At 64.0% G+C, this 25,994-nt stretch carries 26 protein-coding genes and 3 pseudogenes; 13 read left to right on the plus strand and 16 right to left on the minus strand.

The features are described 5' to 3' along the window. The 5 genes and pseudogenes from WKW82_RS37575 to WKW82_RS37595 form a co-directional block, all read left to right on the plus strand. Positions 1-160 (plus strand): annotated as a pseudogene (locus tag WKW82_RS37575) (3-keto-5-aminohexanoate cleavage protein); the annotation flags it as partial. Positions 161-201: 41 nt separating this feature from the next. Next, on the plus strand, positions 202-1,563 hold the full coding sequence (locus WKW82_RS37580; protein ID WP_340348333.1) for an MFS transporter: 1,362 nt from the start codon (positions 202-204) through the stop codon (positions 1,561-1,563). Between the two features lie 47 nt (positions 1,564-1,610). Beyond that, positions 1,611-1,769, plus strand: coding sequence for a hypothetical protein (locus tag WKW82_RS37585; protein WP_340348357.1), 159 nt, complete (start codon positions 1,611-1,613; stop codon positions 1,767-1,769). Positions 1,770-1,938: 169 nt separating this feature from the next. Further along, positions 1,939-2,139, plus strand: coding sequence for a hypothetical protein (locus tag WKW82_RS37590; RefSeq protein ID WP_340348358.1), 201 nt, complete (start codon positions 1,939-1,941; stop codon positions 2,137-2,139). A 59-nt stretch (positions 2,140-2,198) separates the two neighbouring features. After that, positions 2,199-2,420: a hypothetical protein gene (locus WKW82_RS37595; protein WP_340348334.1), complete on the plus strand. Its 222-nt coding sequence runs from the start codon at positions 2,199-2,201 to the stop codon at positions 2,418-2,420. A 30-nt stretch (positions 2,421-2,450) separates the two neighbouring features. Here WKW82_RS37595 and WKW82_RS37600 read toward each other — a convergent pair whose 3' ends face one another. From WKW82_RS37600 to WKW82_RS37615, 4 genes are all read right to left on the minus strand, one after another. Further along, positions 2,451-3,053 (minus strand): VIT1/CCC1 transporter family protein, encoded by a 603-nt coding sequence (locus WKW82_RS37600; RefSeq protein ID WP_340348335.1) that lies wholly within the window; start codon positions 3,051-3,053, stop codon positions 2,451-2,453. 20 nt (positions 3,054-3,073) lie between these two features. Continuing rightward, the gene (locus WKW82_RS37605; RefSeq protein ID WP_340348353.1) at positions 3,074-3,733 is read right to left on the minus strand and encodes an IS6 family transposase; all 660 of its coding nucleotides are present in this window, start codon (positions 3,731-3,733) and stop codon (positions 3,074-3,076) included. A gap of 229 nt (positions 3,734-3,962) precedes the next feature. Continuing rightward, complete coding sequence (hmpA, locus tag WKW82_RS37610; protein WP_340348336.1) at positions 3,963-5,162, minus strand: NO-inducible flavohemoprotein; 1,200 nt, start codon at positions 5,160-5,162, stop codon at positions 3,963-3,965. Between the two features lie 119 nt (positions 5,163-5,281). After that, positions 5,282-6,472 (minus strand): NnrS family protein, encoded by a 1,191-nt coding sequence (locus tag WKW82_RS37615; protein ID WP_340348337.1) that lies wholly within the window; start codon positions 6,470-6,472, stop codon positions 5,282-5,284. An 81-nt stretch (positions 6,473-6,553) separates the two neighbouring features. Here WKW82_RS37615 and WKW82_RS37620 point away from each other — a divergent pair, with 81 nt between their 5' ends. From WKW82_RS37620 to WKW82_RS37650, 7 genes are all read left to right on the plus strand, one after another. Then, a complete protein-coding gene (locus tag WKW82_RS37620; RefSeq protein WP_340348338.1) occupies positions 6,554-7,087 on the plus strand; it encodes an RrF2 family transcriptional regulator in 534 nt (177 codons plus the stop codon). Positions 7,088-7,622: 535 nt separating this feature from the next. Beyond that, positions 7,623-8,309 (plus strand): c-type cytochrome, encoded by a 687-nt coding sequence (locus WKW82_RS37625; RefSeq protein WP_340348354.1) that lies wholly within the window; start codon positions 7,623-7,625, stop codon positions 8,307-8,309. Between the two features lie 7 nt (positions 8,310-8,316). Further along, a complete protein-coding gene (locus WKW82_RS37630) occupies positions 8,317-9,606 on the plus strand; it encodes a c-type cytochrome (RefSeq protein ID WP_422823684.1) in 1,290 nt (429 codons plus the stop codon). Positions 9,607-9,615: 9 nt separating this feature from the next. Next, positions 9,616-9,810, plus strand: coding sequence for a hypothetical protein (locus WKW82_RS37635; RefSeq protein ID WP_340348339.1), 195 nt, complete (start codon positions 9,616-9,618; stop codon positions 9,808-9,810). Continuing rightward, positions 9,807-10,379 (plus strand): cupredoxin domain-containing protein, encoded by a 573-nt coding sequence (locus tag WKW82_RS37640; RefSeq protein ID WP_340348340.1) that lies wholly within the window; start codon positions 9,807-9,809, stop codon positions 10,377-10,379. The genes WKW82_RS37635 and WKW82_RS37640 overlap by 4 nt, the downstream gene beginning before the upstream one ends. Continuing rightward, a complete protein-coding gene (locus WKW82_RS37645; RefSeq protein ID WP_340348341.1) occupies positions 10,366-11,985 on the plus strand; it encodes a cbb3-type cytochrome c oxidase subunit I in 1,620 nt (539 codons plus the stop codon). Before WKW82_RS37640 ends, WKW82_RS37645 begins: the two co-directional genes overlap by 14 nt. Continuing rightward, positions 11,985-12,803: a c-type cytochrome gene (locus WKW82_RS37650; protein WP_422823687.1), complete on the plus strand. Its 819-nt coding sequence runs from the start codon at positions 11,985-11,987 to the stop codon at positions 12,801-12,803. The genes WKW82_RS37645 and WKW82_RS37650 overlap by 1 nt, the downstream gene beginning before the upstream one ends. 298 nt (positions 12,804-13,101) lie before the next feature. On the opposite strand, the gene WKW82_RS37655 is transcribed toward WKW82_RS37650, so the two are convergent. The 10 genes and pseudogenes from WKW82_RS37655 to WKW82_RS37700 form a co-directional block, all read right to left on the minus strand. Further along, on the minus strand, positions 13,102-13,500 hold the full coding sequence (locus WKW82_RS37655) for an IS66 family transposase (RefSeq protein WP_340348343.1): 399 nt from the start codon (positions 13,498-13,500) through the stop codon (positions 13,102-13,104). A 228-nt stretch (positions 13,501-13,728) separates the two neighbouring features. Beyond that, entirely contained in the window at positions 13,729-16,680 is a 2,952-nt protein-coding gene (locus WKW82_RS37660; protein ID WP_340348356.1) for a Tn3 family transposase, read from the minus strand. Positions 16,681-16,893: 213 nt separating this feature from the next. Continuing rightward, positions 16,894-17,221 (minus strand): annotated as a pseudogene (locus WKW82_RS37665) (four-helix bundle copper-binding protein). A gap of 182 nt (positions 17,222-17,403) precedes the next feature. Continuing rightward, on the minus strand, positions 17,404-18,249 hold the full coding sequence (locus WKW82_RS37670; protein ID WP_340348344.1) for a methyltransferase, TIGR04325 family: 846 nt from the start codon (positions 18,247-18,249) through the stop codon (positions 17,404-17,406). A 34-nt stretch (positions 18,250-18,283) separates the two neighbouring features. Next, complete coding sequence (locus WKW82_RS37675) at positions 18,284-18,625, minus strand: copper-binding protein (protein WP_422823688.1); 342 nt, start codon at positions 18,623-18,625, stop codon at positions 18,284-18,286. A gap of 56 nt (positions 18,626-18,681) precedes the next feature. Continuing rightward, positions 18,682-19,173: a cupredoxin domain-containing protein gene (locus WKW82_RS37680; RefSeq protein WP_340348346.1), complete on the minus strand. Its 492-nt coding sequence runs from the start codon at positions 19,171-19,173 to the stop codon at positions 18,682-18,684. A gap of 32 nt (positions 19,174-19,205) precedes the next feature. Next, the gene (locus WKW82_RS37685; protein WP_340348347.1) at positions 19,206-20,618 is read right to left on the minus strand and encodes a multicopper oxidase family protein; all 1,413 of its coding nucleotides are present in this window, start codon (positions 20,616-20,618) and stop codon (positions 19,206-19,208) included. Positions 20,619-20,643: 25 nt separating this feature from the next. Next, the gene (locus WKW82_RS37690) at positions 20,644-22,065 is read right to left on the minus strand and encodes a TolC family protein (protein WP_340348348.1); all 1,422 of its coding nucleotides are present in this window, start codon (positions 22,063-22,065) and stop codon (positions 20,644-20,646) included. Next, complete coding sequence (locus tag WKW82_RS37695) at positions 22,062-22,400, minus strand: hypothetical protein (RefSeq protein ID WP_340348349.1); 339 nt, start codon at positions 22,398-22,400, stop codon at positions 22,062-22,064. The genes WKW82_RS37690 and WKW82_RS37695 overlap by 4 nt, the downstream gene beginning before the upstream one ends. 121 nt (positions 22,401-22,521) lie before the next feature. Beyond that, complete coding sequence (locus tag WKW82_RS37700; RefSeq protein WP_340348350.1) at positions 22,522-22,911, minus strand: hypothetical protein; 390 nt, start codon at positions 22,909-22,911, stop codon at positions 22,522-22,524. A gap of 313 nt (positions 22,912-23,224) precedes the next feature. On the opposite strand from WKW82_RS37700, the gene WKW82_RS37705 reads away from it, so the two are divergent. Continuing rightward, positions 23,225-23,644 carry a disulfide bond formation protein B gene (locus WKW82_RS37705; protein WP_340348351.1) on the plus strand — a complete coding sequence of 140 codons (420 nt, stop codon included), beginning with the start codon at positions 23,225-23,227 and terminating at the stop codon, positions 23,642-23,644. A gap of 688 nt (positions 23,645-24,332) precedes the next feature. On the opposite strand, the gene WKW82_RS37710 is transcribed toward WKW82_RS37705, so the two are convergent. Together WKW82_RS37710 and WKW82_RS37715 are read right to left on the minus strand one after the other, a co-directional pair. Continuing rightward, positions 24,333-25,304 (minus strand): AAA family ATPase, encoded by a 972-nt coding sequence (locus WKW82_RS37710; RefSeq protein ID WP_340348352.1) that lies wholly within the window; start codon positions 25,302-25,304, stop codon positions 24,333-24,335. Positions 25,305-25,702: 398 nt separating this feature from the next. After that, a pseudogene (locus WKW82_RS37715) lies at positions 25,703-25,888 on the minus strand (hypothetical protein); the annotation flags it as partial. Positions 25,889-25,994 lie beyond the last annotated feature (106 nt).

Below are 25,994 nucleotides of genomic sequence, written 5' to 3' on the forward strand. Positions count from 1 at the left end.
CTCGCGCGAGTTCGGCCGCCCGATTGCTACCGCGCAGCAGGCCCGCGAGATCAGCAAGATCGGCGTGTTCTACGACACCGTCGAGGAATCGCTGCTGGCCAACGGCTTCGCGCCGAACCGCAACGGCGCCCACCAGGGCTTCCTGCGCAAGGCGGCCTGAGCCAGGCACCCGCCCACCACCACAACAAGAGAGACAACCCCATGACCATGACACTCGACGCGAGCGCCAAGCCCGGCTCGCAAGACAACTATCTGTTCGGCCCGCGCTCGGCCTGGTTCGCTTTCGCAATGACCATCGGACTCATGATGGTGGACTACATCGACCGTCAGGTCATCGTCTCGCTTTTCCCGCACCTCAAGGAGGCGTGGGGACTGTCGGACAAGCAACTCGGCGCGCTGGTGTCGGTGGTGTCGGTGACGGTGGCACTGGCGGCCTTGCCAATCGCGCTCTTTGCCGACCGCGGCAGCCGGGTCAAGAGCATCGTCGTGATGGCCACGACCTGGAGCCTTGCCACGATCTCCTGCATGTTCACGCGCAACTACAGCCAACTGTTGGCAGCGCGTGCCGTGGTCGGGCTGGGCGAAGCGGGTTACGGCGCCGTGGGCTCGGCACTGATCGCGAGCCACTTCCCGGCCCGCATGCGTGGCGCGCTGCTGGCGGGCTTCTTTGCTGCCGCCTCGGTGGGCTCGGTGATGGGTGTGATGCTCGGCGGGCTGATCGCAGCGCGTTGGGGCTGGCAGGCTGCCTTCGGCGTGGTGGGCGTCCCGGGCTTGGTGCTCGCGCTGGTCTATGCCAAGGTGCGTGATTACCGCACCGTGGACCTCACGCCGCGGCTTGACCGCGCCACCCGTTCCACCGGCAGCGCCGTGCGCGCCGTCGTCCAGGCACTGACCCGCTCGCGCACCATGCTGTGGGTGTGCATCGGCGGCTCGGCGCAACTGATCGTGGTCTCGGCCATCTGGGCCTGGCTGCCCAGCTACCTCAACCGCGTGCATGGCCTGGCGCCGGACCGCGCGGCCATCAGCGCCGCCATGGTGGTGCTCAGCGGCGCCGTCGGCAGCGTGGTGTGGGGCGCGTTGATCGACCGCGCAGGCCGTCGCCGACCGGGCGCCAAGTTGCAGGCCATGGCGCTGCTGTGCATCGCCTCGCTGGTCGTGCTGGTGACTGCCTTCGGTGCGCCGCGCTTCGACATCGCCATGACGGCGCAAGCGCAGTTCATGCTCGTCCTGCTCGGCGGCTTCCTGATGACCTGCACGGTCGGCCCGGTCTCGGCCGTGGTGATTGACGTTATCCACCCTGGCATCCGTGCCACCGGCGCCTCGGTGCTGGCCCTGTTCCAGAACCTGTTTGGCCTGGCCGCTGGTCCCTTCATCGCCGGCATCCTGTCGGACGCATGGACGCTGGAGCAGGCACTGACGGCCATGCCGCTGTTCGCCTTGCTGGCCTGCGGGGCCTTCATGCGCGCCTCCCGCAGCTATGAGCCGGACCTGCAGCGCGTTGGCCAGACGCTGAAGGAAGAACAGGCTGCCATGAACTCCGATACAGGCAGCGCACTCGCGTGAGCGCATTGCCCGACAACCCTTGAACGAATCGAATTGGAAGAATTGAAATGAACGGATTGATGCTGGATCAGCCCCTGCTGATCTCGACCTTGCCTACCCATGCCGAACGCCACCACGGCGACCAGGAAATCGACTCGCGCCGCGTCGAAGGCGGCGTGCACCGCATCATGCGCCCCCGCGTTTGCACGCGGCCCGGCCGTCCCTGAGCAAGCTTTCATAGTTCAATTGAGCTGACTTTCAGTCAACGCAAGTTCGATCGCCTGATCGCCGCCGCGAGCAGAGTGGCTTCGTACGCCGCGTCGAGCACCAGGCTGGCGAATCGGGCCCAATGCGCGGGATTTTGCACTCGGCTATAGGCGTGACCTCGACGTCCCGTTGCAAACCAATGCGTCGACGCAGCATGACCTCTTCGAGCCGCGTCTTGCTGAGCTGTTCAAGTTTCGCGTCAACGTATGCCAGTCCTTGCTCGGTAACGAGACAATAGGCGTTCTGGGCCAGAGCCTGGACAGCGTGCGCGACACGCTCGACCGCTGGTACGCCGCGCATCCTGATCGCTTGCAGCGGCCCGTCATCTAAACCCTGTGGTTCGAGATGATCGTGCCCGGTATCCAGCGCAATCCTTGAGGAGACAAGACATGAGGTACACCGGATGGATCATGTCCGTCATGGCAGCGATGTTGTCGGCATGTACGAACATGAACCCGCAGCAGCAGGGCACCGTGAGCGGCTCGGCCATCGCGGCTGCGGCAGGCGCAGGGATTGCAGCCATTTCCGGCGGAAGCGGCTGCACGGGCGCAGCCGTGGGCGCCATTGCCGGCGGAGTGGCCGGCAACATCAAGGGCGGCAGGTCCCAGTGAAGGTGGCCAGCTTGGGCGGGGCGGCGTCGGCTACCCGCCCAGCGCGATGACGATCGCCTCGACGGTGACGCCCAGCAACACCATCACCAGGGCCGCGCGCCAGGGTATCATGCCGGCATAGCGGCCCCATTCGTGGCCGCACACGAACATCATAGCGATGGCGATCGCTCCCGAGAAGCGCATGGCGGTACGCAGATCGGTGAAGACCAGGAAGGGCAGCACCGGCGGAAAGGTCGACAGGAAGACCAGCAGGAACACGCCGAACCCGCCGCGCAGGTCGCGTCGCTTCAGTTCCGGGGCGGGTGCACCTTGCGCCGAGCGCGCGACCAGCCACTGGCGGGCGCGCTCGAACTCCGGCGCGCCGAGGGCGCCGGACAGCTCGCCAATTTCCTTGGCGATCAGTCCATGCGCCATCTCCGCTTTCTCCGCGGCGAGCACGGCGCGTCGCAGCCTGGCTTGCCGTCCGCGGCCGACGATGTTGCGCAACACGTACATGACGCCATCGACCAGGCCCCATGCCGTGTTGCAGCCGAGGGCCGCCAGCAGCACGGCGCGGACATCCTCACGGCCGGCCGTCGCGACGCTCAGCGTGCCGGTGAGGTTCTGTCGCAATAGCAATGCCGGCCCGAGCATTGGTGCGCTGTCCGTGTGGCTCAGAAAGCCAGCGTGTAGAACTTCGCTGCTGCGGACGAGGTTTGGTCTTCGAGGCAATCCATTTGCCCCTTCCTGATCATGTGCATCGTCTCGATGCCGGCGATCATCGCTCGCGCGGATCGGAATGACTTGAAGCCGAGCATCGGCCGCACGATGCGTTTGACTGCCCGATGGTCTTGTTCGACGATGTAGTTGAGGTATTTCGACTGGCGCATCTCAATGTCCGCCCCGGAGTCGGCTCGAATGCTCAGGATGGCGGCCGTGTTGGCGCCGCTCTCGTCAATCGTGATCTTCTCGGGCACGCCGTGCAGACCGATGGCCTGCTCAAAGAAGCTTCGTGCGGCAGCGTGGTCTCTCTTGGCGCGAAGCAGGAAGTCGATCGTATCGCCGTCGCGATCCACGGCTCGGTACAGATACTTCCATTGGCCAGAGACCTTGATGTACGTCTTGTCCATCCGCCAACTCGTGCCCACCGGACGCTTGCGTCGGCGAAACACTACGGCCAGCACGGGAAGGATCTTGATCGACCAACGATGAACCGTCGCGTGATCGACGAGTACGCCGCGCTCGGCCATCATCTCCTCGATATGACGGAAGCTCAAAGGGTAGGCTGCATACCACCGCACGCAAACCAGCATCACCTCCAGCGGGTAGTGCATCCGCTTGATCACCTTGCGCAGCGCTTCAATCACCGTTTCATACCTGACATCATCCGGCCTTCAGGGTACCAGCGTCAGCTTATTGCGACAGAACCCCGCATGGCGCTTTGGGTCTGAGCGCCTGCTCGCGATGTGCCCAAGCGGCTGCTCGACGCAATTGCATTGACCGGTCACACTTCGGCGGTCATCGCTGAGTTGCCGCAACGGAGCGACATACATGACCGCCAGATCAGTCCAATGCGGAAGCTGGCCCAAAGAATTCGTATCGAACCTGCTTCTCGGGGACGCCCAGCGCCAGAAGCGATCTTCTAACCTGTTGCATGAACGGCTTGGGCCCCAGAAAGTAGGCGTCGATGTCGCGGACATCACCCAAGGCAGGTGGCAGCCATTGGGCGAGCAAGTCCACATCCAGACGGCCGACTGCGTGCGGTTGGGTATCGGCTTCAGCGTGCGGTGCCTCGTCGTAGCAGTAGAAGCGTTCGAACTGAGGGTGTCGCTCGGTGAGCGCGTCTATCGATCCCCGAAAAGCGTGCACGTCGCGCGAGCGCGCGCAATGCACGAAGTGGATCGGGCGTTCTGTCTCCAGCGCCGCTTCCAGCATCGCAAGGGTTGGCGTGATCCCGACGCCGCCACTGATCAAGACCAATGGCCGCTCGCCCTTCGACAACGTGAAGGCACCCGACGGGGGGAAGAGCTCCAGGATGCTGCCTTCGAGGATGTGGTCATGAAGGTGGTTGGACACCACGCCACCCGCTTCGCGCTTCACGCTGATGCGGTAGCTGCGACCGTTCGGCGCGGCCGACAGGGAATAGCTGCGCCGCACCTCTTGGCCGTCCACGTCGAGGCGCAGGCTGATGTATTGGCCTGGCTGGAAATCCAGTATCGGTTGCCGGTCGGTCGGCTCCAGATAGAACGAGGTGATCTCGTCGCTCTCCGCTTCCTTGCGCGCCACGCGGAAGCTGCGCGCGCCACGCCAGCCACCTGGCGCCGTGGCGTTGCGTTCATAGACGGCGGCCTCTGCTCCGATCAGCATCGTCGCCAGTTGATCGTAAGCGGCGCTCCAGGCTTCCAGCACGGGGTCCGTGGCGATTTCGGCGCCCAGTACTTCCCTGATCGCGCGCAACAGGCAGGCACCAACGATCGGATAGTGCTCGGGTTGGATCTGCAATGCGACGTGCTTGTTTACGATCTGCGCCGCCAGATCGCCAAGCGCTTCGAGCCGGTCGATGTGACGTGCATACATCAGGACGCCGTTCGCCAGCGCGCGTGGCTGTTCGCCGTTGGCCTGGCTGGCCTGGTTGAAGAGGGGCCGAACCTCGGGATGCTCGTCGAGCAGGATGCGATAGAAATGTGTGGTCAGCGCCTCGCCGCCGCGTTCGAGCAGCGGGATGGTCGCGGTAACGATGGCTTTTTGGCCTGTGGTGAGCATGTTGGATCCTTGAGTGAGGGGAGGAATGTCGTCGTCGCGTGCAACTTCGCTTTGCGACGCTTGAGGAACGGCTGTGGGCCGTTCAAACGGAAAGTTTTTGTGTAGATGCGCCTTCTGCATCAGCCGTCACGGCCGTCCAGTCGCGCGGTCATGAGCCAAACTGAATAGCGTGCGAGATACAGCGCGAATGCGGCTGTCCAGGCGCACACTGCCAGCAGCAGCGCAGCGCTTTGAAACTGCAATGGGAGGAACGGTGTCGCGACTCGGAAGAGGGCGGCGACGCCAATCAGCACATAACTTGTGACTTCGATCGAAGACGCGTGCAGCGGACGTCCCGTGTGGCCCCGCGCGGTCCGAGTCATCATCCCCAGGACAAGTCCACCGATGCATCCGACGGCCAGCGCATGCACGCCGGCCGAGGTGCCTGTCCAGCCGGCTGCTGAGGCGGCCAGCAGTGCCAGGCCAATTGGCGTCCATGCATAGGAAAGATGAAGGATCCAGAGGATGGGGCGCCGCAGCACGGCCGGGCTGTTCCAGCACGCCAGACGTGCCGCCTGCAGGACCGCCGCGATGGCCAGTGTGATGGCGCAAAGCGGCCCCGGCGCTGCGGAGATCCAGAGCACAAGACCCGCGGCGGTCGTTGCGATGCTCGCTGTCGACAGCCAGCGCGGCTCGCTTGACTTCCACCCGGGTGAGACGCTCTGTGTGAAGGCGGGAATCACTCGTCCGCCAATGACGGAGGTCAGCACCACGACAAGCGAGAAGCCGCCAAGGAGCGCAGTCAATGGCGACATCGGAAGAGCTCTCATCGACGCCAGGTGAAATGCCAAGTTGCTCGCTGCAAGCAAAAAGAGAACACCGGCGATCGGAAGATTGCGCCAATTCCTCGAGCGGATGATCAGCGCGCCGAAAAGAATTGCAATCGTCAGCAGGAACGCGGTGTCGCATGCGGCGAAGATCGCCGGCGGCGCTCCCACCGACGCAATGCGCCCAGCCAGCCAGAGCAACCAGAGCATGGCCAACGCGCCGCCACGCGGCGTCGCACGCCCAGTCCAGACCTTGCCAGCGGTGAGCAGAAATCCGACGATCACCGCTGTCACGAAGCCGAACAGCATTTCATGCGCATGCCAAAGGATCGGTGGCATACCGTTTCCCAGGGAGACGCGTCCGGTCATCATTGCACTCCACACGCCCATCCAGATCACAGCAACTGCACCAGCGCCCAGGTAGAAAGGTCGAAAGCCCAGGCGCAGCACAGGCAGTCCGGTGGGAGGGTGTGCGCTGGCGGGCGTGGTGCGGAGCGGAGTCATGGTTAAACATATACAACGAATGCATCTTAAATCGGTGCGGTACTTAAAGCAAGATATAAAATACAGGTTATGCGCCTTACCTTGTTTACCGACTACTCGTTGCGCGTTCTTCTGGTCCTGGCGACGCGCACGGAGTCGCTTGTCACCATCGCCGACCTTTCCAAGGCCTTTGACATCTCACATGCCCACTTGATGAAAGTGACCCACATGCTGGGCAAGTCCGGCTGGGTGGATACCGTGCGCGGGCGCAATGGCGGTATGCGGCTTTCGATCCACCCCTCGAAGCTCAAGATCGGCACCGTCGTTCGCCACCTAGAGAGCGACTTCGCAGTAGTCGAGTGTTTCGCGGAGGACAACCGTTGCGTGCTGGCGGGGGGTTGCGAGTTGGCTGCGGTTCTGGCGCGTGCGACGCAGGCTTTCCTGGATGAACTCGATCGCTACAGCCTTGCCGACCTTGCCAACGCAAGTCCTGCGCTGATGGTGTTGCCGCTGTGGCAGCAGGTCACCTGGCAGCAGCGGGTAAGCCATCCGAGCATTGAGGTCGTGCCTGGCGTCGCGGATGCTCTTCTCAGCGAACCGGCAATGGAGCGGGCAGCGAAGTCCCGCGCAAACTGAACGCTGCGTTCCTGATTCAGCATAGCGATCGGTCGATATGGAAACGCTGCATTTGCCGGGCATTGAACGTCAGCGCCGGACAAGCCTCTCTGACACCTGGGTGAATACCTCGCATCGAACGCCTTGGACACGTGATCACCTCGGCGAGTATTCGCTCGACGCCGCTGTCCGGCAGGCGCAAACAATGTGTTCGGGAAGCTCTTGGGTGGTACGCGACGGCGCAGGTGCGATCGTCGCGCGACTAGGGGGACGTAGTGGCTTTATGAGCGGGCGTGTTGGGCGCCGTGCCGCCGGCCATCGCAGCCTTTAGCGGCTGTCTCGCCGCGCGCCAAGAGGGGGAAGACGCAATGACAAGGCGCCTGGCCCCGGTATGAGCAATCGGCGACGGCGTACGGAGCGAGCGGCAGGCGATGCAAGGACGAACATGCGATTGACTTAAGTGCGACTCGCGCCTAAAAGACGTACCCAAATGCTCGCCCACGGACACAGCTCGGTCTGCCGGAAGTTGGCTTCCGGGTGGATCGGTGCGGCATTAATGTTCGCGAGTGTGAGTATTGCGAGTGCCCAGGACGCGGCAATCCCCGCATTCAAATCCGTCGATTCGATGGAAGCCCGCATGCAGGGCTGCGTGACCTGTCACGGGCAGAGCGGTCAAGGCACCAGCAACGAGTACTTCCCGCGCATCGCGGGAAAACCGGCCGCCTATCTCTACAACCAGTTGGTGGCCTTTCGGGACGGCAAGCGCGAGTACCCGCCAATGAACTACCTGGTCGCGTACCTGCCGGATGCGTACCTCAAGGAGATCGCGGAATACTTCGCCAAGCAGCGGCCGGCCTTCGAACCCAAGAAGGCGAACACAGCGGCGCCGGAGGTGTTGAAGCGCGGCGCGACGCTGGCCGTCGCGGGTGACCCGACCAAACAACTTCCCGCCTGCATCGCGTGCCACGGCGCTGGCTTGACGGGCATGGAGCCCGGCATTCCGGGACTGGCGGGGCTGCGCTCCTCGTACATCGTGGCGCAGCTCACGCGCTGGCGCACCGGCGGCCGGCAGGCGGCGCAGCCCGACTGCATGAAGCGCATTGCCGACCGCCTGACCGAGACCGATGTGCACGCGGTGGCCACCTGGCTCGCCTCGCAGGACGCGCCGGCCGACCCGTCGCCTGCGAAGGCCAACCTGCAGGCCATGCCGATCTCGTGCGGCAGCCAGAAGGCAATGCCATGAGGACCTCATGAGAAAGGCCACACGCGTCATCCTTGTCACTGCGGTGGTCGCGGCGGTGGCCGTCGTGGGCGCTTTCGTCCTGTTCATGCCCGGCTACCTGCCGAAGGTGCCCGGCGCGGTGGCCCTGGACCCGACGACGCAGACGATCAGGAAGGGCGAATACCTGGCGCGCGCCGGCGATTGCGTCGCTTGTCATTCCAACCCCGGCGCGCCGCAGTTCGCAGGCGGCCGGCCGATGCCCACCCCGTTCGGCAACCTCTACGCGCCCAACATCACACCCGACGACGAGAACGGGATCGGCAAATGGACCGCGGATGACTTCTACCGGATGATGCACAACGGCGTGTCCCGCGACGGCACGCTCATGTACCCGGCGATGCCCTTCGCCTCGTACACCAAGGTGACGCGCGAGGACTCCGACGCGATCTACGCCTACCTGATGTCGGTGCCGCCGGTGGCCCTGAAGAACAAGCCGCACGAACTGCGATTTCCGTTCAACCAGCGCGACCTGCTGATCGGCTGGCGCACCCTGTACTTCAAGCAAGGCGAATTCGTCCCCGACAAGGGCAAGTCCGCGCAATGGAACCGCGGCGCCTACCTGGTCGAAGGGCTTGGCCACTGCGCGATGTGCCACACCGCGATCAACCGGCTCGGTGGCTCCAAGACCTCGCAGGAGTTCGAGGGCGGCATGATCCCGAATCAGAATTGGTATGCGCCGTCGCTCACGTCGAACCGCGAAGCGGGTCTCGGCAACTGGAGCATCAAGGACATCAAGGACTTGCTGCAGATCGGCGTGTCGCACCGCGCTACGGTCTACGGGCCGATGGCCGAGGTGGTCTACAACAGCCTGCAATACCTCAGCGATGAAGACGTCGAGGCGATGGCGATCTACCTGAAGGAACTGCCCCAGCGCGATTCGGAGCCGCCGCCCACCAGCAGCGCACGCCTGGTCAGCCCGAACGTGATGGAGCTCGGCCGCAAGATCTACGCAAAGCAATGCTTCATGTGCCACGGCGACGAGGGCAAGGGCTTCCCGCCGAGCTATCCGCCGCTGGCCGCCAACCAGTCGATCACGATGTCGTCGCCGGTGAACTCGATCCGCATGGTGCTGAACGGCGGCTACGCGCCCGGCACGATGAAGAACCCGAAGCCGCACGGCATGCCGCCCTTCGCCCACATCCTCAACGACGAGGAAGTGGCGGCGGTGGTCACCTACGTTCGCGTGGCGTGGGAGAACAGCGGCACGCCCGTGACGGCGGCGCAGATCAGCGAACTTCGAACGCTCATTCCGGAATAGGCCAGCGACATGGCGATCCACGACAAAGACTCGAACGCAGTAGGCGCTCCGGATCCTGCGCATGAAGACGAGCGCCTCGAAGAGATCCTGCGGCGCGGGCCGTCGGGCGCGTTCGCCGTTGCCGGCGTCGCCACGTTCATCGTCGTGGCGATCTTCGTCCTCTTCTACTTCTTCGTGTACCTGCCGCGGGGAGCGATCCAGTGACATCGACGGACGCCACCGCTCCCCATGCATCGGAAGCGATCGCCGTCGCGGCGGAGCGGCGCTGGGCGATCATCGTTGCGCTCATCATCGGCCTGCTGCTCGTGATGATCATCTTCACCGGGGTGCACTGGGCGTCGATGCCGCCGTCGCGTGTGGAAACGATCGATCCGCGCAAGCTGCATGTGGAGGGCGAGTTCGTCGAGAACAACCTGGGCACTGCGGTGGGTGCCGACGGCAAGGTCACCGTGCGCCTGATCGCGCAGCAGTATTCGTTCGAGCCGCAATGCCTGGTCGTGCCGGCCGGCGTGCCGGTCACCTTCCGCGCGACCAGCACCGATGCGATTCACGGCTTCCTCGTCGACAGGACCAATGCCAACGTGATGCTGGTGCCGGGCTTCATTGCGACCTTTACCGCGACCTTCGACAAGGTCGGCGAGCGGGTCATGCCCTGCCACGAGTATTGCGGCACCGGGCACGAAGCGATGTGGGGCCGCGTGCAGGTGATGGCGGCCGATGAGTTCCTTGCCAAGGCCAAGGGCGGAGAAAGGATGAGCTGTGTTCCTCGCTAGAAAGCTCGTCCTGGCGCATTTCTGGGTCGCCTTCGTGGCGTTCGCGGTGGCCATCGTGCTGGGCGAGTGGCAGATGTATGTGCGCAGCCCGCTCAGCGCCTGGGTGAGCGATCCGGAGTACTACTACCGCTCGGTGACCGGCCACGGCACGGTGATGGGCTACGTGCTGCCGACCTTGGTGGCGATGGGCTTCGGCTACGCCATCGTCGAACTCTCGCTGAAGCAGCCGCTGATCGGACTGCGCTGGGCCTGGGCCGGCTTCTGGCTCGCGATTGTCGGCACCGTGATGGCTGCGACGCCGGTGGCGCTGGGCCGTGCATCGGTGCTGTTCACCTTCTATCCGCCGATGATCGGCAGCCCGTTCTACTACCTGGGCGTGGTGCTGGTGGTGGTGGGCTCGTGGGTCTGGGTCGCGCTCATGGCCGTCAACCTGAAGGCATGGAAGTCGAACCATCGCGGCAAGCCGATACCGCTCGCGATGTTCGGCAATGTCGCCGGCGCGTACCTGTGGGCGTGGACCTCCGTGGGTGCCGCGATCGAGATCCTGTTCCTGATCCTGCCGGCCGCGCTGGGCCTCAAGGACACCATCGACGCCGGCCTGGCGCGCGTGTTCTTCTCATGGACGCTGCACGCCATCGTCTACTTCTGGCTCATGCCGGCCTACATCGCGTTCTACACCATCGTGCCGCGCGCCATCGGCGGGCGCCTCTACAGCGACACGATGGGGCGCGTGGCGTTCGTGCTGTTCCTGGTGTTCTCGATGCCGATCGGCATCCATCACCTGTTCGCCGATCCGCAAGTGGGCGCGGGGTTCAAGTTCCTGCACGCGGTGTTCACCGCGATGGTGGCGGTGCCGACCTTCCTCACCGTGTTCACCATCGTCGCATCGGTCGAGATCGCGGCACGACTGCGTGGAGGCAAGGGCCTGTTCGGTTGGGTCAAGGCGCTGCCGTGGGGCAACCCGATGATGCTGGCCGTCACCTTCTCCTTCATCATGCTGGGCTTCGGCGGTGCGGGCGGGCTCATCAACATGAGCTTCCAGCTCAACGAGACGATCCACAACACGCAATGGGTGACCGGGCACTTCCACCTGATCTTCGCGGGTGCCATCGTCATCATGTATTTCATGATCGCCTATGACCTGTGGCCGCAGCTCACCGGCTGCAAGGCGCTGCCGGATTCACTGGTGAAGGCCCAGCTCTGGCTGTGGTTTGTCGGCATGATCGTGATGACCTTCCCGTGGCACTGGGTCGGCCTGCTCGGCATGCCGCGGCGCATGGCGTACTTCGACTTCTCGAACCCGGCATTGGCTGGACAAGGCTGGACGCTGGTGGCGGGCACCATCGGCGGTTTCATGCTGGTGGTCTCGGCCTTCCTCTTCGTCTACATCCTGGCGCGCGCGGGCAAGGGGGAAGCCAAGCCGGCGCCCTACACCTTCAGCACGGCCATCCACATGCCTGCGACGACGCCGATTGCACTCAACGGCTTCGGCCTCTGGGTCTCGCTGATGATCGCGCTCACCGTGGTGAACTACGGGTTCCCGATCATGCAACTGGCGACGCTGCAGGGCACGTCCGTGCCCGCCATACCTATCGGGGGACGGTGATGCAGGAACCCGGCATGTACGCATGGCGCAACCCCTGGCTTCGCCGCAGCGTGCTCAGCCTTGTCGCGATCAGCGCGGTCACGGTGCTGGTGGGCTTTGTCTGGCTCCCGTCGCAGCATGCCGATTTCTCCGCCAAGGGCATCTGGGACAGCATCTGCCGGGCGGCGGGCGTGCCGAACCAATGGGGCCCGGCGACCACGCCGCCAAAGGCCAGCGCAGGAACGACCAACGTCGTGCTGACGCGCGACATGGCGAAGTCGGGCGCGGGTGACGCCGTTGGCCGAGGCGCCACGATCGCAGTACAGCAGTGCAGCATGTGCCACGGCGCGCAGGGCATGAGCGAGGCCAACGCGCCGAACCTCGCGGGGCAATACCCCGAAGTCGTCATCAAGCAGTTGCACGACTACAAGCGTGGCGACCGCGTCAGCGCCATCATGCAGAACCTCGCGCAGAAGCTGACCGACAAGGACATCGCCGACATCGCGGCCTACTACGACTCGCTGCCCAAGGCACGCGCGGCCATCGTGCAGGCCGGCGAAGCGGATGCACCGGTCCTGGTCCGGGTCGGCGACCCGATGCGAAACATCGTCCCTTGCCTCTCGTGCCACGGCGGCATCGACCACAAGATCGGCGCGCCCTGGCTCGAAGGCATGCCCAAGGAATACCTGTTGAAGGAGATGAGGGCCTTTGCCTCCGGCGCGCGCCGCAACGACAGCTTCGGCCAGATGCGCAACATGGTGCGCCCGATGACGCCGGAGGAAATCGACAGCGTCGCAGAGTTCTATGCGCGGAGAGAACCGGCTGTTGCGGGTCGATGAATATTGTTTCGGGCACGCGGGGCGCCTGTGCCAATCACTGCGCCAGCCTCGCTTGCACGGGACAAGCCCGGTAGCCGCCTTGTAGCCCTCCAGCTGACGTCCTCTCAGCCCCAGGCGCTTCGCGGTCGGGCCGACCCGCAGCTCCGGTCGACCACCGTTTGAATGGTCTTGAGTCGATCGGCTTCCCGCATGGACATGGTGATAGTTGTCGCCGGAGTGCCATCGCTGTGCCTCGGATCCAGGAGTTGGATCCAGGAGTTGGTTCCGGGGACAACGCTGCGAAATTGCTATTTGGGGCCTACAACGTAAGCGGCTCGTGGTGGTCCACACGGCGCAGGTGCTCAGGCAGCGGACGACGACGCGGCTTGCGCTTGTCGTTGTTCTCGCCCGTGGTCTCGGGCGGCGGCGTCGCACCGCGCAGCAGATCGAGCTGCGCCTGCAGACTGGCCTCGTCCTCGGCCACGGTCTCCTCGAACAAGCGACGTTGCTCGGCGTTCATCGCCTCAGTCTTCGCGCCGAACTTCCATGCCTTCAGCTGCGCCAGCTGGAACATGATCTTCTCGATCTTGGCGTCCTTGAACTGGATCTCATGGGCCTGCTGGCGAATGCGCTGCAGCATCTGCTGAGCAAGTGCCGTGACGGCCTCGGGTGCGAGACCTTGAAGGTCCTCGTCTTTGAGATCGTGCAGGGCTGGCATGGGGGTGAATCATGCAAGTCCTGCCGGCCTCATGCCACTGGGGGTTGCGCTGTCAGGGGTGATCTCGGTTTTCGTGCATTTTGTGGCGCTTGGCCCGAATAACCTCAATCAAATCAACGGGTTGCGGAACCCACCCGTTTGAGGGTTCGATGGTTTTCGTGCATCTTGTGGCGATGCCTGCGGAGGCCATTGAGGACGCGAACACCACCGGGATGCTGAGGCGGCGGGCTACCCTTGCGCAGCGTCCCGAGCAGCTGGAGCTTGTCTGATCAGCGTCTTCGCATATCGCTGCACGGCGAAGTTCAACGTGCCGCGGAAATTGATGTGCTCGAAATGCACAGGTCCAAGCCGGCGCAGCCATTCGTCCTGAACGTCCGTGCCTGCCTTCCGCCACCGCTCGACCACAGTCTGCATGCGCGCGGTATTCCAGGCGATCACGATGTTGGTGAGCAAGGCGTGCGCACCGGAGATTGCGATGAGTTCGTCCTGGCGCCTGCCGCGCTCTGGCGCGAGTCGTCCATAGTAGATGGCCCGTTGAAGTTGGTGGACTGACTCGCCGCGGTTGAGCAAGGTATGGAGTTCTCGCCGGAAGTCCGGGTTGGTGAAATAGTCGCACAGGAACACCGTTCTCAACAGTCGTCCAAGCTCGTCAGCACCGCGCCGACCACTGTCACCCTTGGCCCCGCTTCCCCAAAGTCGCAACCCGATATTGGCGCTGATGCGTCCCGTGCGGATCGAAGCCGCGAAGCGCAGCATGCCATCCCAACCTGTGCGGATCGCATTGAGCGCGACGCTGGTGCTGACCACCGGTTCCATCGCCTGCGCGAAGTCTCGCCCAGCGCGCCAACCGGAAGGGACGTACAGCTTGCGTTCGGCCAACGCGCGCAGGCGAGGGCACAGGTCAAACCCGAGCAGCTTTGGTCCTGCCATCCCGGCGTGGGTATAGCCGTGGGTGTCAACAGCGACCATCGACAGGCGCTCCTGCTGCTCACGGTTGTAGTGCTCGACACCCGCTATGGCAGCACCGGCTTGTCGTTCGTTGAGCACGATTGGCTGGTCATACACGATGCCGTAGCGGTCCAGCACGTGGGTGTAAAGCCCCGCCGCATAGGTTCGACGCCTGGGGTCAACGCGTGCATTCCAAAGGTGCTGCGAGGCGTCCAACGACATCATGTCGGCCGACGCCTTGTCGCCCTCGCCCCACAGCGTTGAGAGCGGGAAGGTGCGCTGGAACTCAACGACGCGATCGTTCGCGCGTCGCAGTCGTCCAGGCGCCTCGAGCGACCTCATCGCGGCGGTCACCTGGCTCGCGCTCAGCGTCGGGATCATCGCCGCGACGCCCTTGGCATCGATCTCAGTTCCGTGCGCAAGCAAGCCCGCGTAGCACGCCAGCAGTTCATCAGAAGTCGCAGCCTTGTGGCCCAGCAGCGCATCACTGAATTCTGTGTTCGCATCGAGTTCGAGCAGGATGTCCGGCAACTGCTGTTCGCCGATCGTCTCGAAGATGGCTCTGCCGGTGCGCTTGGGGATGACCTCGTTGTCAAGTGCTTCAAGGGCCGGCAAATGCAAGCTGCCGCCCGCATCGATGGTGAGTTTGCCGTCCGACAGCGCATCGGCAACGCTGGCCAAGCCGGCACGGACGTTGGCAGGCAATGGGTCGAGCAGGGCGTCCGCCTCGGAGGGCTGCCCCAACATCGCGACGTAATGGTCACGATCGAGCTTCCAGTCGGCCGCAGGGATCAGCGTGCGGTCGCGATCGCGGAAACTCGCCGTGTGGTCGAGCCACACGGAGCCGCGACGCAGCGCCTTTCGCATCGCCGTCATCGTGCAAGCTTCATAAGCTCGAAACGCACGCTGGCGATCGGGATCGGCGACCAAGTCGCTCCATGCGCTGCTCACGCTTGGCTGCTGTTCTGCATCGGGGAGGGATGTCACCCCACGTTCGCGCAGCGCTCGCCACGTCTGCCATTGCCTGAGCGCAGGTTCGGCGGCATCTCCCTCGAAGTCGAGGTCGCGCAGGCCGTCAAGAAGCGAACGGACGCCGCTGGGCTCGTCCGTCAACGAGCGGCGCATCAGCGCTGCAGCGCTGTAGGCGGAGGGGTCGATGTCTTCAGGAACCATCTGTTCGATGGCCGCCAGCCGTTGCTCGGGGGTGAGCGCGAAGTTCCTGAGCGTTTCCTTGATAGACACAAAGCGGGCGCGGTAGTCCAACGCATCACCCGCACGCCTGGCGTTCGTCTTGCCCGCCGCGCGGCGCACGAGATCACTGGCCCGGCGCCCAGCCAGCAAGACGACCGTATCGCTGATTTCCAACAGAGTCACGCGAAGAAAGCAGATGATCTCCAGCGTCTGGGTTCGATCAACGCGACGCCGCGATTCCGAGGGAGGGCGATTGGCGATGGCCCGAGCATAGGCACCTTGGCGCGCTGCAGGGATCCCGTCGAGCTGCCACTCATGGGCGCCAAGTTGTTTGAGGATCCGGACCTTGTCCATGGTCTCGGTCAATGTGCTGGGGCTGTGCCGCGCCGCGGGCGTCTTCAGCCACTCCAGAACAGTTTGGCCTTCGGTGCCGGCGATGTTCTTGAACAAGATGGTGCGGCAGATGGTGCGCGCAGACTCTGACACGGCGGCCTCGATGACTTTCAGTGCCGATTGCTCGACGACGGCAAACGCTTTTCGCGCAGCATCGCGCAACACTCGGTCCGACGGGAGGAGGGTGCTTCGTCCAAATAGCCATCGCTCGGCCGCTTTGACGAGCTCGTCAATGGAGGCAGCATCGTTGGCTTGCACTCTCAACTGAGCCTTCAGCGCGGCAAGCTCCGGGTCGCCGAGACTGCTCAGGCCCAGTTGCTCCCGAGCCCAGCGCTGATGATCGTAGAGGGTTTCCCGGCGCCGATACATGGAGCGCAGGGAAGCAATGCTGGTCTGCGTGACACCGAGTTCCTTGGCCAGGTGCTGCAGCAGCGGCTTTGGCACGACCGCAAGGCGATCGAGCGGGCGTCCGCTGGCACGCAGAAACACGAACTGCACCGCAACGCCGAGGCGCCGGTCCGCCCGGAAGCGTTCCTTGATGGCCTGGGCGTCACCTGGTCCGAGGGTAAAGAACCGGACAACGTCGAACTCGGAGAGTGTCCGGGGCAAGTGATCGGCGCCGACGAAACGCAGGTGATAACTGGACACGAGGCCCTTTGGCATCTCTTGTTGGGCGCCAGTGTGGCCAGCAGCGCCGGACCGGCATTCTGCGCCTCTCGGGCAGGCGGCCTTTGCCAAGCGCCACAAAATGCACGAAAACCGAGATCACCCCAAGCCGATCGCACCGATAGATTTGCTTCGTGAGGAGGTCATATGTCTTCCTTGGTTTAGGTGAGGGGAGCCTGGCTTGAGTTCTCGGGCTTACGCCATCTCGAGGCATGCGGTGGCGCAAGCCCGGCACGCGGTTGCGCAGCTTTGGCAGTGCGCCGCCTTGTGCTTCGCACATTCGTCGCCGCAGGCCTCGCAGAGGTCGGCGCACAAGCTGCAAATGGCATTCACATGCTCGCTGCCGCGCGCCATGGCGGCGGCGGCCAACTGGCACATTGCCGCACAGTCCATGTCCAGCGCTATGCAGCGAGCCATCATCTTCACGTCGTCCTCTTTCAGGCAGGCCGCAGCACAAGTGATTGCAGGCGATGACGCAGGCATTGCATGCCTCGATGCATGCCGTGTGAGTTTCATGTGACACAGTTTTCTCCTTCGGGAAATCGCCGGAGCCGGCGAAACGGACGTTCTGCGTCCGACAGTGCCGCCCTCGGTGGGCGTGCGGGTTGAGCGCACAGGACGATGTTGCCTATCGAGCAAGCTCGATCTTGTTCACGGTCTGTGAGTAGTTCATGAGGCTTCTTTGGTTGGCGGGACTTGGGTCGGCTAGCCGACTTCGCCTGCGTCGCCCGTGGCGGGCGACGACGAACGGGAGAAGTAAAGGCCGGTGAAGGCCGCGATCGATCGCTCCTCATGGCCTGGGATGTGCAAGGAGCGTTCGAGAACTTTCCATGCGTCCACGCACGTGTAGCCGAGCGCCTCGATCTCCCTGATGAAGCGCGCCCGGTTGTAGACGTGCGTTGGCGCGAAGCAACCGTCCCCGAGATTCTGCGTCGTGACGAAGTCCTCGCCGTCGTAGAGCGGGAGCTTGTTCAGCAGGATATGTCGTGGCTGGGCGGAGGACTTGAGGAGCAGTTGGTCGAACCGTACATCCAGGTAGTGGAACGCGCCTGCCGAGAGCCACACGGAGGCGTCTGTTCCGCCCTCGAGGTTCTCCGTGAATTGCAAGGCCGTGACCTGGTTCTTCTGCGCGAGATCGCGGCCGATCGCCACTATCGCCGGCACTTCGGCGACCACCCACCGGAGGTCGGCAGGCATCTTGAAATAGTGTCGGTAAGCGTAGTAGTGAACACCAACGGAGCCGCCGATGTCGAACACGCTCGTGGCGCCATCATTGAAGGCGCGTTCGAGCCACCACATCACCGGGTAGTCATAGGCGAACACATGTTGAGTGCGGTCCTCGACGTATTCCTTTGCAAGCGACGAGTGGTCGAACTCCTCGTTCGGCGGAAGCCATGCACGCGCCGCGTCGAAGGAGTCGAACACCCCGAAGCAGTTGGCCGCGGCAACGGGTGTGAAGAATTCCTTTTGCTTCAGATAGATGAGCGCTGGACGAACCAGCGGGCCGTTCATCACCTCGCGAAGATGTCGAGCAAAGCTGAGCAGGGTCATCGTTGCACCTGTCTGGTTGTCGTCGAAGGAGCGATTACCGAGCCGCTTCGATACGGGTCACGGTGATCGCATCGTTGAGCTTCTCGGCCCTGAACCGGACCTTCTCTCCAACCTGAAGCTTGTCGAGCACGGCCTCGTCGCTCACGCTGAACACCATGGTCATGCCAGGCATGTCGAGGCTCTTGAGTGGGCCGTGCTTGATCGTCAGCTTCTTGCCTTCCTTGTCGACCTTGCGTATCTCGCCTTCGGACAGATCAGCCGAGGCGCTTGCCGTCGGCGCCGGTGGAACGGTAGTGGATTGGGCATGGGCAGCGCTACCGATCGCGAAGACGAACGCGGCGATGACCGGGGTGATGGCGATGCGGGTGTTGAGCATGGGGTTGTCCTTGTGGGTAATCGTGAATTTGCTTGAGAGCGAGCTCGCTTGCTGCGTCACTTGGCGACGGCCTTCGTGACGTTCACAGCGCCTTTCATCCCTGCGTCGTAGTGACCGGGTTGGAGGCATGCGAAGTCGACCTTGCCGGCCTTGGTGAACTGCCACACGATCTCGCCGCTCTTGCCTGGCGCAAGCGTCACCATGTTCGGATCGGCGTGTTCCATCTCAGGGTTCTTCTTCATGACCTCGTAGTGCTCCTTGAGCTCCTTCTCGGTGCCCAGCACCAGTTCATGCTTCAGCGCGCCCGAGTTCCTGATGAGGAAGCGAACCGTCTCGTTCTGCTTGACGCTGATGTCAGCTGGTGTGAAGCGCATCGTGTCGCTCATGTCGACGTTGACGGTGCGCGTTGCCTTGGTGGCAACGCCCGGTTTGCCGATGTTGGCATCGGCCTCGTGGCCATGGCCGCCTGCGTGGTCGCCGGTGGCGAAAGCGCTGCTGCTCGCAAGTAGCGCCAGTGCAAGCAATGCGCTGGAACGAATGGAGGTCATGGATGTATTCCTTTGGTTGAGGTTGAAAAGAATCAGTGGCCGGAGGGGCCTGTTGGCTTTCGGACCTGCACTTCGATGTTTTGCGCAGGCATGTTCTCAGCGGGCAGTGCTGCCGCGCCCGCGCCGTGGGCTCGCGGTGCGTCTGGCGCATCGCCCGCAAATTCGTACGCCACCGTGCCCTTGGGATGCTTGAACCATCCCGGGTTGCTGTAGTCGCCGGCCTTCTGGCCTTTGCGAACCTTGACGACGCTGAACATGCCACCCATCTCGACCGAGCCGAATGGGCCTTTGCCCGACATCATTCGCGCGGTGTTGTCGGGGATGGGCATCTCCATCTCGCCCATGTCGGCCATGCCGCGTTCGCCCATGACCATGTAGTCGGGAATGAGGCGCGTGATCTTCTTTGCGACGTCCTTGTGGTCGACGCCGATCATGGTGGGCACGTCGTGGCCCATCGCGTTCATCGTGTGGTGGCTCTTGTGGCAGTGAAAAGCCCAGTCCCCTTCTTCGTCGGCGAGGAACTCGAACTGCCGCATCTGGCCGACCGCCACGTCGGTGGTGACCTCCGGCCATCGCGCGCCGCGCGGCGTCGGGCCGCCGTCCGTACCGGTGACAATGAACTCGTGTCCGTGCAGGTGCATCGGATGATTGGTCATCGTCAGGTTGCCGACGCGGATGCGCACCTTGTCGTTGTGCCGCACGTTGAGCGAGTCGATGCCAGGAAACACGCGGCTGTTCCACGACCACAGGTTGAAGTCCAGCATCGTCATGATCTTGGGAGTGGCGCTGCCCGGCTCGATGTCGTAGGCATTGAGCAGGAAGACGAAGTCGCGGTCGACCTTGTCGATTAGCGGGTGCTCGCCCTTCGGGTGGGTGACCCAGGAGCCCATCATTCCCATCGCCATCTGCGTCATCTCGTCGGCGTGCGGGTGGTACATGAAGGTGCCGGGGCGGCGTGCCACGAACTCGTAGACGAATGTCTTGCCCGGTTGGATCGGCGCTTGCGTAAGACCGCTCACGCCGTCCATGCCATTGGGCAAACGCTGGCCGTGCCAGTGGATGCTGGTGTGCTCGGGCAGCTTGTTGGTGACGAAGATGCGCACGCGATCGCCTTCGACCACCTCGATGGTCGGCCCGGGCGACTGCCCGTTGTAGCCCCACAGGTGGGCCTTGAAGCCGGGCGCCATTTCGCGCACGACCGGCTCCGCCACGAGGTGGAATTCCTTCACGCCGTTGTTCATGCGCCAGGGCAGGGTCCAGCCGTTGAGCGTGACGACCGGGTTGTAGGGACGGCCGTTGGCTGGCATCAGCGGGGCCATCGTGTCGGGCCGGGTCTGGAGCATGGGCTCGGGCAGCGCGGCCATGGCCACCTTGCTCACGGTCGCGGCGGCGATGGCGCCGGTGATGGCGCCCGCGCCGCTCAGGAAGTTGCGTCTGTTGGTCATTTCGTTGTTCTGTAGACTGGGCTTTTCAATGCGCGGCGGAGGTCGCTGCGTCGGTGCTGGATGCCGCCATCGAGGCGGGTGCCGTGGTCGGCTTGCCGATGACAGCCGCAGCCAGCGTCGCGTCTGCCAGCCAGAACTGCTGCTGGGCATTGATTGCGTTGCTCACGCTGGCCACCTGGTCGCGTGCGTCGGCCAGGAGTTCGAAGACGCCGATCAGCATGCCGTTGTATCGAAGGACGTTTTCGTCGGCCATCGCCTGGCGCAGCGGAACCACTTCATCGCGGTAGTGCCGTGCGATGTCGTAGGCCGTGCGATACGCCGAGTAGCTCTCGCGCAGTTGCGAAGAGGCGCCTCGCGTCGTGGCGTCGTAGCGGTTCGCCGCGGCAATCGCTTGTGCATTCATCGCGTCGCGTTGCGCCGTGCCCCAGTCGAACAGCGGAAGCCGGATGTCGACTTCGTATCCCCGCCGCGTGCTCTTCGTGCCGCTGGCGTTGTCGAACACGGTGTCCCTTCGGCCGCCCACTTCGATGTCCGTGAAGGTCGTCAGGAGATTGATGCCCTGCGACTTGCCTGCAACGTCGAGTTGGGCCCTGGCCTGTTGCACGTCGAGGCGTTGCTCGGTCGCGGTGGCGGCAACCTGGGCAGGATCGCGCGGGGCCTTGGGGAGATCAGGCAGCCGATCCGGCAGCACGAGCTTCGCAGCTTGCGCGTCGTCGAGGCCCAACGCCCGGACCAACTCTTCGCGCGTGGACGTGACCGCATGCTGCGAGGAAGCAAGCTGCGTCGTCGCATCGGCATAGAAGACCTGCTGGCGAGCGCGCTGCAGCTTGCTGAAGTTGCCGATGAGTTGCATGCGTCGCGCCAGTTCCGCACTGGCTTGCGCTGACTCATTGACTTGCCTCGCATACTGCAATGACTGCTGCGAGGCAACCGCCCTGACCCAGGCTTGCCTGACTTGCGTCACCTGGTCGACGACCGTGCTGGTGAGTTGGACCTTCGCCTGGTCCGTCTGGCTCTTCGAGATCGCGAGGCGACGTGGCAACAGGATGAGATCCAGCAGACCGACGGACAAAAGGCGTCCGATTTCCAGTTCGCTGCCCAGCCGCATGCGCTCGAATTTGAAGATCGGGTTCGGGAGGCGGCCGGTCTGATTGGCCCGCGCAATGTCGGCCCAACTCTGGGCCAGCAGCGCCTGCACAGCCGGGCTGTTGGCAAGTGCCACTTGCACTGCGTCGTCTTGCGACAGTGGCTTCGCCAGCAGCTCCTGCGTCAGCTCAAGGCGGCGGTCGCGCTGCTCCTGCGTGCGACTGATCTCCAGCTTGCCTTGGGTGAACTGCCGGGCGTTGGTGTTCGTCTCCTGCAAGGCGTCATCGATGCTGACCGTTGCGCACCCCGTGAGGACGGCTATGCCGAGCGCTGCGGTCGAAAGGCGCATGGCGCGCTTCATGGCCGCTCCTTGCTTGTCGGCATGGGCATCGCGTGACCCATGCCGGAGTGGTCGGACTGCGGTTCGCCTGCCGACGCCTTCTCTCCGGACGACTCGGCGGCATACGCGCGCCAACCGCCCCGGCGATAGACCGTATCGTTGGCCTCTCGCCATGGAATGGGCTGCTCGTCCTTGAACAACTGGTAGCCCTCGAAGGCAGAGACGTATGGCAGCGATGCGCGAGCAGAGTCGGCTGGCGCCGTAGCGGCCGCGTCAGGCGCTGGTTGCGCCGCCGCTCCCATCGCCAGCGCGGCAAGCGGTGCAGCCAGCCAACCGGCCGGCAATGAATGGAACATGGAATCCTCGCAAAGTCATGAACGGAATGCGTCACAGCCCACCCGCGAGCGGGCGTGACGAGCAGGGACATGAAGGCGCCCGCGGCAGATCCCGTGACGAGGTCACGGGCGCACGAACGCGTCAGGCGCGAGGAGGTTTGTCGAGAACGCGTGGCGCCAGTTCGGCCACGGCGATGATGGGCTCTGCGAGATCCGCGGGTGGCAGGACGCCATACGGGACGGCAGGGATGGCGCTGGTCAACGCAACCGTATGGCAAGCGCCGCATGTGCCGCACTTGTGCGCACTGCCGTCGTCGCCGGCGTCATGCTCATGGTGGTCATGACTAGCGCTCGCCTTCGGCGCCGCCGACGAGTGATCGTCGTGACCATGCGATGCCGCAGACGCGACCGCCAACGATTCGCTCAGCGGAGTGTCCGTGGTGGCGCAATACAGCATGGACGCAGCCGCGTACCCCTGAAAGGGTACGGAGAGCATGACTGCCCAAAGAAGCAAAGCGCGAAACAGCGACATGTCGGTATGGTATTCGTCGTAGCGGTGCTTGCAAGGAAACCATGCAAGTATTGGCCAGATTCGTCTGGAAACGGGGCCAGTATCAACCTTGCCACTATGGCAAGGTCAAGCTGCGGCGGTGACCCACAGGGGAGGAGGGATATGTCAGTGAGTGTGCGCAACTCGGACTGGGCGTCAGCCATCCCGAAGCTCAAACGCCTTCGTCAATGAGGCCGAACCCGGGAGCGCTTTCCCTCCGTAGTCCAGGGTCTCAGGGGCCGCGCCGATGCCAGCCGGGTTACGCTCCCGCGCGATGACGACAACGACCGCGCTTGTGGACGACCCGCGCTGGCTGGCCCTCTTCCTTGCCTGGGTGGCCGCCTTCGTTTCGACGCTGGGCGCCCTCTTTCTGGGCGAGGTCATGGGACTGCAACCTTGCGTGTTGTGCTGGTACCAGCGTATCGCGATGTTCCCGCTGGTGATCGTGCTGGGGCTGGGCCTCGTGTGGGGTGACTTCCGCAGTGCCCGCTACGGGCTTGCGCTGGCGGTGCCGGGCGGCCTCGTTGCCGTCTATCACTGCTTGCTTTACTGGGGCGCAGTGCCCAAGGGAATGGTGCCGTGCGGCCAAGGCCCTTCGTGCACGGAAGGTCAACTGACCGTTGCGGGATTCATTCCGATTCCCCTGTTATCGCTTGTGGCTTTCTGCATCGTTGCCGTGCTTCTGTTCTCCGCATGGAAAGGTACGCGCCAATGAAAAGGACCACATGGGTCATCGGTACGGCAATTCTCCTGCTCGCTGCCGTGAAGTGTAGTAAACATATGTCTTTTGAGTAGTAAAGATATGACCTCGCGCGGACGATCGACTTGCTGGCTGAGGTCGAACCCTGCCAACCACCGCACGATGCCAGTCGGCGGATGCAACGGCTTTTGATCGAGGGCGCCCGGATGTCGGCAGCCCCACCAATGCATCGCCGCAAGCAACCACGCCGCGGCGTCAGCGTCCTCTGGCGTCACGAAAATGGTCGCTGTGCGCAGATCGAACCCACGTGTCGCCCTCTTGATCGCCAGACGATGCATGTTCGACAGGCGCGCCCATGACCTGCGCAGCAACAGCCGCATGAGCCGCTCGCACTCGCGAAGCAATTCGTGCGATTCGAACGGCGGGGGTCTAGCGGCGGGGAGGGCAGTTGCCTGCGCCACTGGCGCAGACCGCCACTTGCCGCCGGTCGGTCGCGTTGGCGGCCGCGATACGCGGCGCCATCGTTGGATCAGCTTGTCGCGTTCGCCCATCTTCGAGGCCACGCGCACGGTCTGCGCGTCCCCCGCCGCGCTGCCCCGGGTTCGAGCGGGACCAGATCGATCCCATTGCGCCTGCCTGTGCAGGTAGGTGCGCACCGCCTCGGGCGTCACCGACGCCATCACCAGGATCGGGAGCACCACAGCTACACCTGCATCCGCACGGTCTGCTGCGCCGCCACGTAGCCGGATTCCCGCACGGCGCGCTCCCAGTGCGCCGGTCCAAGCTCCAGGGCTGTCGCGTCCCACTGCACACCATTGATCAGCATTGACTCCACCGCGCGCGTGAAGTAGTCCATGGGAATCTCGGTCGTGCCGTGCAACTGCGCCGCCGAGTGCGCCTGGACAAACCCGTTCCACAGCGCGCCTGCAGAATGCTCCAGTCTCAGGCCTGCGCCATACGCTAGGGGATAGAAGAACGCGGTGAACGTGTCGCCCGTCTGCTCGGGATATCGGCTCAGGTCGTAGCTGGCCAGGCACGTGGCCGCCTGCGTCGCATCGGTGATTCCGCGGAAGTGAAGATGCTCGATCATGAATCGCGCGACGATCTGTTCATCACCTGCGAGCTGGTACTGCGCCTTCTGTTCCATCAAGTGGGGTTGCCCCACCAGAAAGGTGATCAGCCGAAACCCGTGATGAGCGAGTTGATCGTGAACATCGCGCAGCCATTCCAGCGCGTGCCTGGACATTCGCTGCGCCTCGTCGCACAACAGCACGACGATGTGGCCCGAGCGCATCTGCAACTGCTCGCTCAGCCGTCGGATCAAGGCGAAGCGCTTCTCCGCAATTGTCCTGCCCTGCGGCTCTCTCACGCCGGCGGCACCCAGCAGGGTGCTGAAGAACGGCCCCTCGAAGTCGCTGCGATGGTGCTCGCAGGACATGCGAAGCACCAGGATGTCGGGACGCTGCCTGGCCAGGTGCAGCGCCACGTAGTCGATCGCGTGCGTCTTGCCCATGCGCGGGCGGGCGTGAATGAGAGCGCCGGGGATGAGCACCCGCACGCAGTGTTCGACCAGATCGACAAACGCCTCGATCGCGGATGTGGCCACCCGGTAGTGCCGACGCACCAAGGGATGGTTGTGCACTGACAGCGCGGCGGCGGGCGGCGCGGCGGCCATTGTCGTGCTGCTGCGGCCCCTGCCCGCAGCACGCACGCGCGTCGCACTGACCCGTGTGCTTGAGGCGACTGGCTCGGTCGCGAATGTCTTCTGGTTCATGCCTGCTCCTTGCGGGCGACAGCACATAGGCACGACCCGCCACGGCCGGCGTGGACGGGCCCGGCCAGCGCCCCGCGGCGCACCCGCGCCGGCGTTCAGCGCGCGTAGCCGCGCTCGATGCGCAGCCGCTTGCCCTTGACCGGGCCGGTGACGAGCTGCGAGGACGCCGGCTCCGGGGGGATCTCGGCTGGTGGCGGCGGCGACGGATTTGCACGTGCCTTAGCCCATCTTTCTCAACTGGCTGATGTAAAGCGGGCTAAGTGCTTGATTTGATTGAGCACGACCCGCACAGGTCTCCACTACATTGGCATCGGTTCGGCGGTGATGTGACGTTGCCTGGTGGTGATCTTCGGTGGAGGTTGATCGGGCAGCTTCAGTCGCAGCAGGTCCAGCAGCATGCGGTGCTCGGCCTCGGGCTGGGTGTAGCGCGACAGCACGAGTTCTCTGCCGTCGGCGGTGGGTACATGCACGTCCACCATCTGTAAATGTCCGAGCGTCCCCGTTCTTGCGAATGGATCCTTGATGAAGGAAGGTCGACGTCTTCACATTGAGGATGTTGACGATGGAACTGGACAAGGATGGCGGTGCACG

The organism is Variovorax rhizosphaerae (assembly GCF_037889975.1).
GTDB lineage: Bacteria > Pseudomonadota > Gammaproteobacteria > Burkholderiales > Burkholderiaceae_C > Variovorax > Variovorax rhizosphaerae.

Excerpts from the sequence above, each read along its gene's own strand:
- WKW82_RS37635 (WP_340348339.1), top strand. The coding sequence starts at position 9,616 with ATGGCGATCCACGACAAAGACTCGAACGCAGTAGGCGCTCCGGATCCT.
- WKW82_RS37650 (WP_422823687.1), top strand. The coding sequence starts at position 11,985 with ATGCAGGAACCCGGCATGTACGCATGGCGCAACCCCTGGCTTCGCCGC.
- WKW82_RS37580 (WP_340348333.1), top strand. The coding sequence starts at position 202 with ATGACCATGACACTCGACGCGAGCGCCAAGCCCGGCTCGCAAGACAAC.
- WKW82_RS37625 (WP_340348354.1), top strand. The coding sequence starts at position 7,623 with ATGTTCGCGAGTGTGAGTATTGCGAGTGCCCAGGACGCGGCAATCCCC.
- WKW82_RS37655 (WP_340348343.1), bottom strand. The coding sequence starts at position 13,500 with ATGCCAGCCCTGCACGATCTCAAAGACGAGGACCTTCAAGGTCTCGCA.
- WKW82_RS37680 (WP_340348346.1), bottom strand. The coding sequence starts at position 19,173 with ATGACCTCCATTCGTTCCAGCGCATTGCTTGCACTGGCGCTACTTGCG.
- WKW82_RS37675 (WP_422823688.1), bottom strand. The coding sequence starts at position 18,625 with ATGCTCAACACCCGCATCGCCATCACCCCGGTCATCGCCGCGTTCGTC.
- WKW82_RS37695 (WP_340348349.1), bottom strand. The coding sequence starts at position 22,400 with ATGTTCCATTCATTGCCGGCCGGTTGGCTGGCTGCACCGCTTGCCGCG.
- WKW82_RS37600 (WP_340348335.1), bottom strand. The coding sequence starts at position 3,053 with ATGCTCGGGCCGGCATTGCTATTGCGACAGAACCTCACCGGCACGCTG.
- WKW82_RS37700 (WP_340348350.1), bottom strand. The coding sequence starts at position 22,911 with ATGTCGCTGTTTCGCGCTTTGCTTCTTTGGGCAGTCATGCTCTCCGTA.
- WKW82_RS37710 (WP_340348352.1), bottom strand. The coding sequence starts at position 25,304 with ATGGCCGCCGCGCCGCCCGCCGCCGCGCTGTCAGTGCACAACCATCCC.
- WKW82_RS37690 (WP_340348348.1), bottom strand. The coding sequence starts at position 22,065 with ATGAAGCGCGCCATGCGCCTTTCGACCGCAGCGCTCGGCATAGCCGTC.
- WKW82_RS37685 (WP_340348347.1), bottom strand. The coding sequence starts at position 20,618 with ATGACCAACAGACGCAACTTCCTGAGCGGCGCGGGCGCCATCACCGGC.
- WKW82_RS37630 (WP_422823684.1), top strand. The coding sequence starts at position 8,317 with ATGAGAAAGGCCACACGCGTCATCCTTGTCACTGCGGTGGTCGCGGCG.
- hmpA (WP_340348336.1), bottom strand. The coding sequence starts at position 5,162 with ATGCTCACCACAGGCCAAAAAGCCATCGTTACCGCGACCATCCCGCTG.
- WKW82_RS37585 (WP_340348357.1), top strand. The coding sequence starts at position 1,611 with ATGAACGGATTGATGCTGGATCAGCCCCTGCTGATCTCGACCTTGCCT.
- WKW82_RS37615 (WP_340348337.1), bottom strand. The coding sequence starts at position 6,472 with ATGACTCCGCTCCGCACCACGCCCGCCAGCGCACACCCTCCCACCGGA.
- WKW82_RS37595 (WP_340348334.1), top strand. The coding sequence starts at position 2,199 with ATGAGGTACACCGGATGGATCATGTCCGTCATGGCAGCGATGTTGTCG.
- WKW82_RS37605 (WP_340348353.1), bottom strand. The coding sequence starts at position 3,733 with ATGCACTACCCGCTGGAGGTGATGCTGGTTTGCGTGCGGTGGTATGCA.
- WKW82_RS37670 (WP_340348344.1), bottom strand. The coding sequence starts at position 18,249 with ATGACCCTGCTCAGCTTTGCTCGACATCTTCGCGAGGTGATGAACGGC.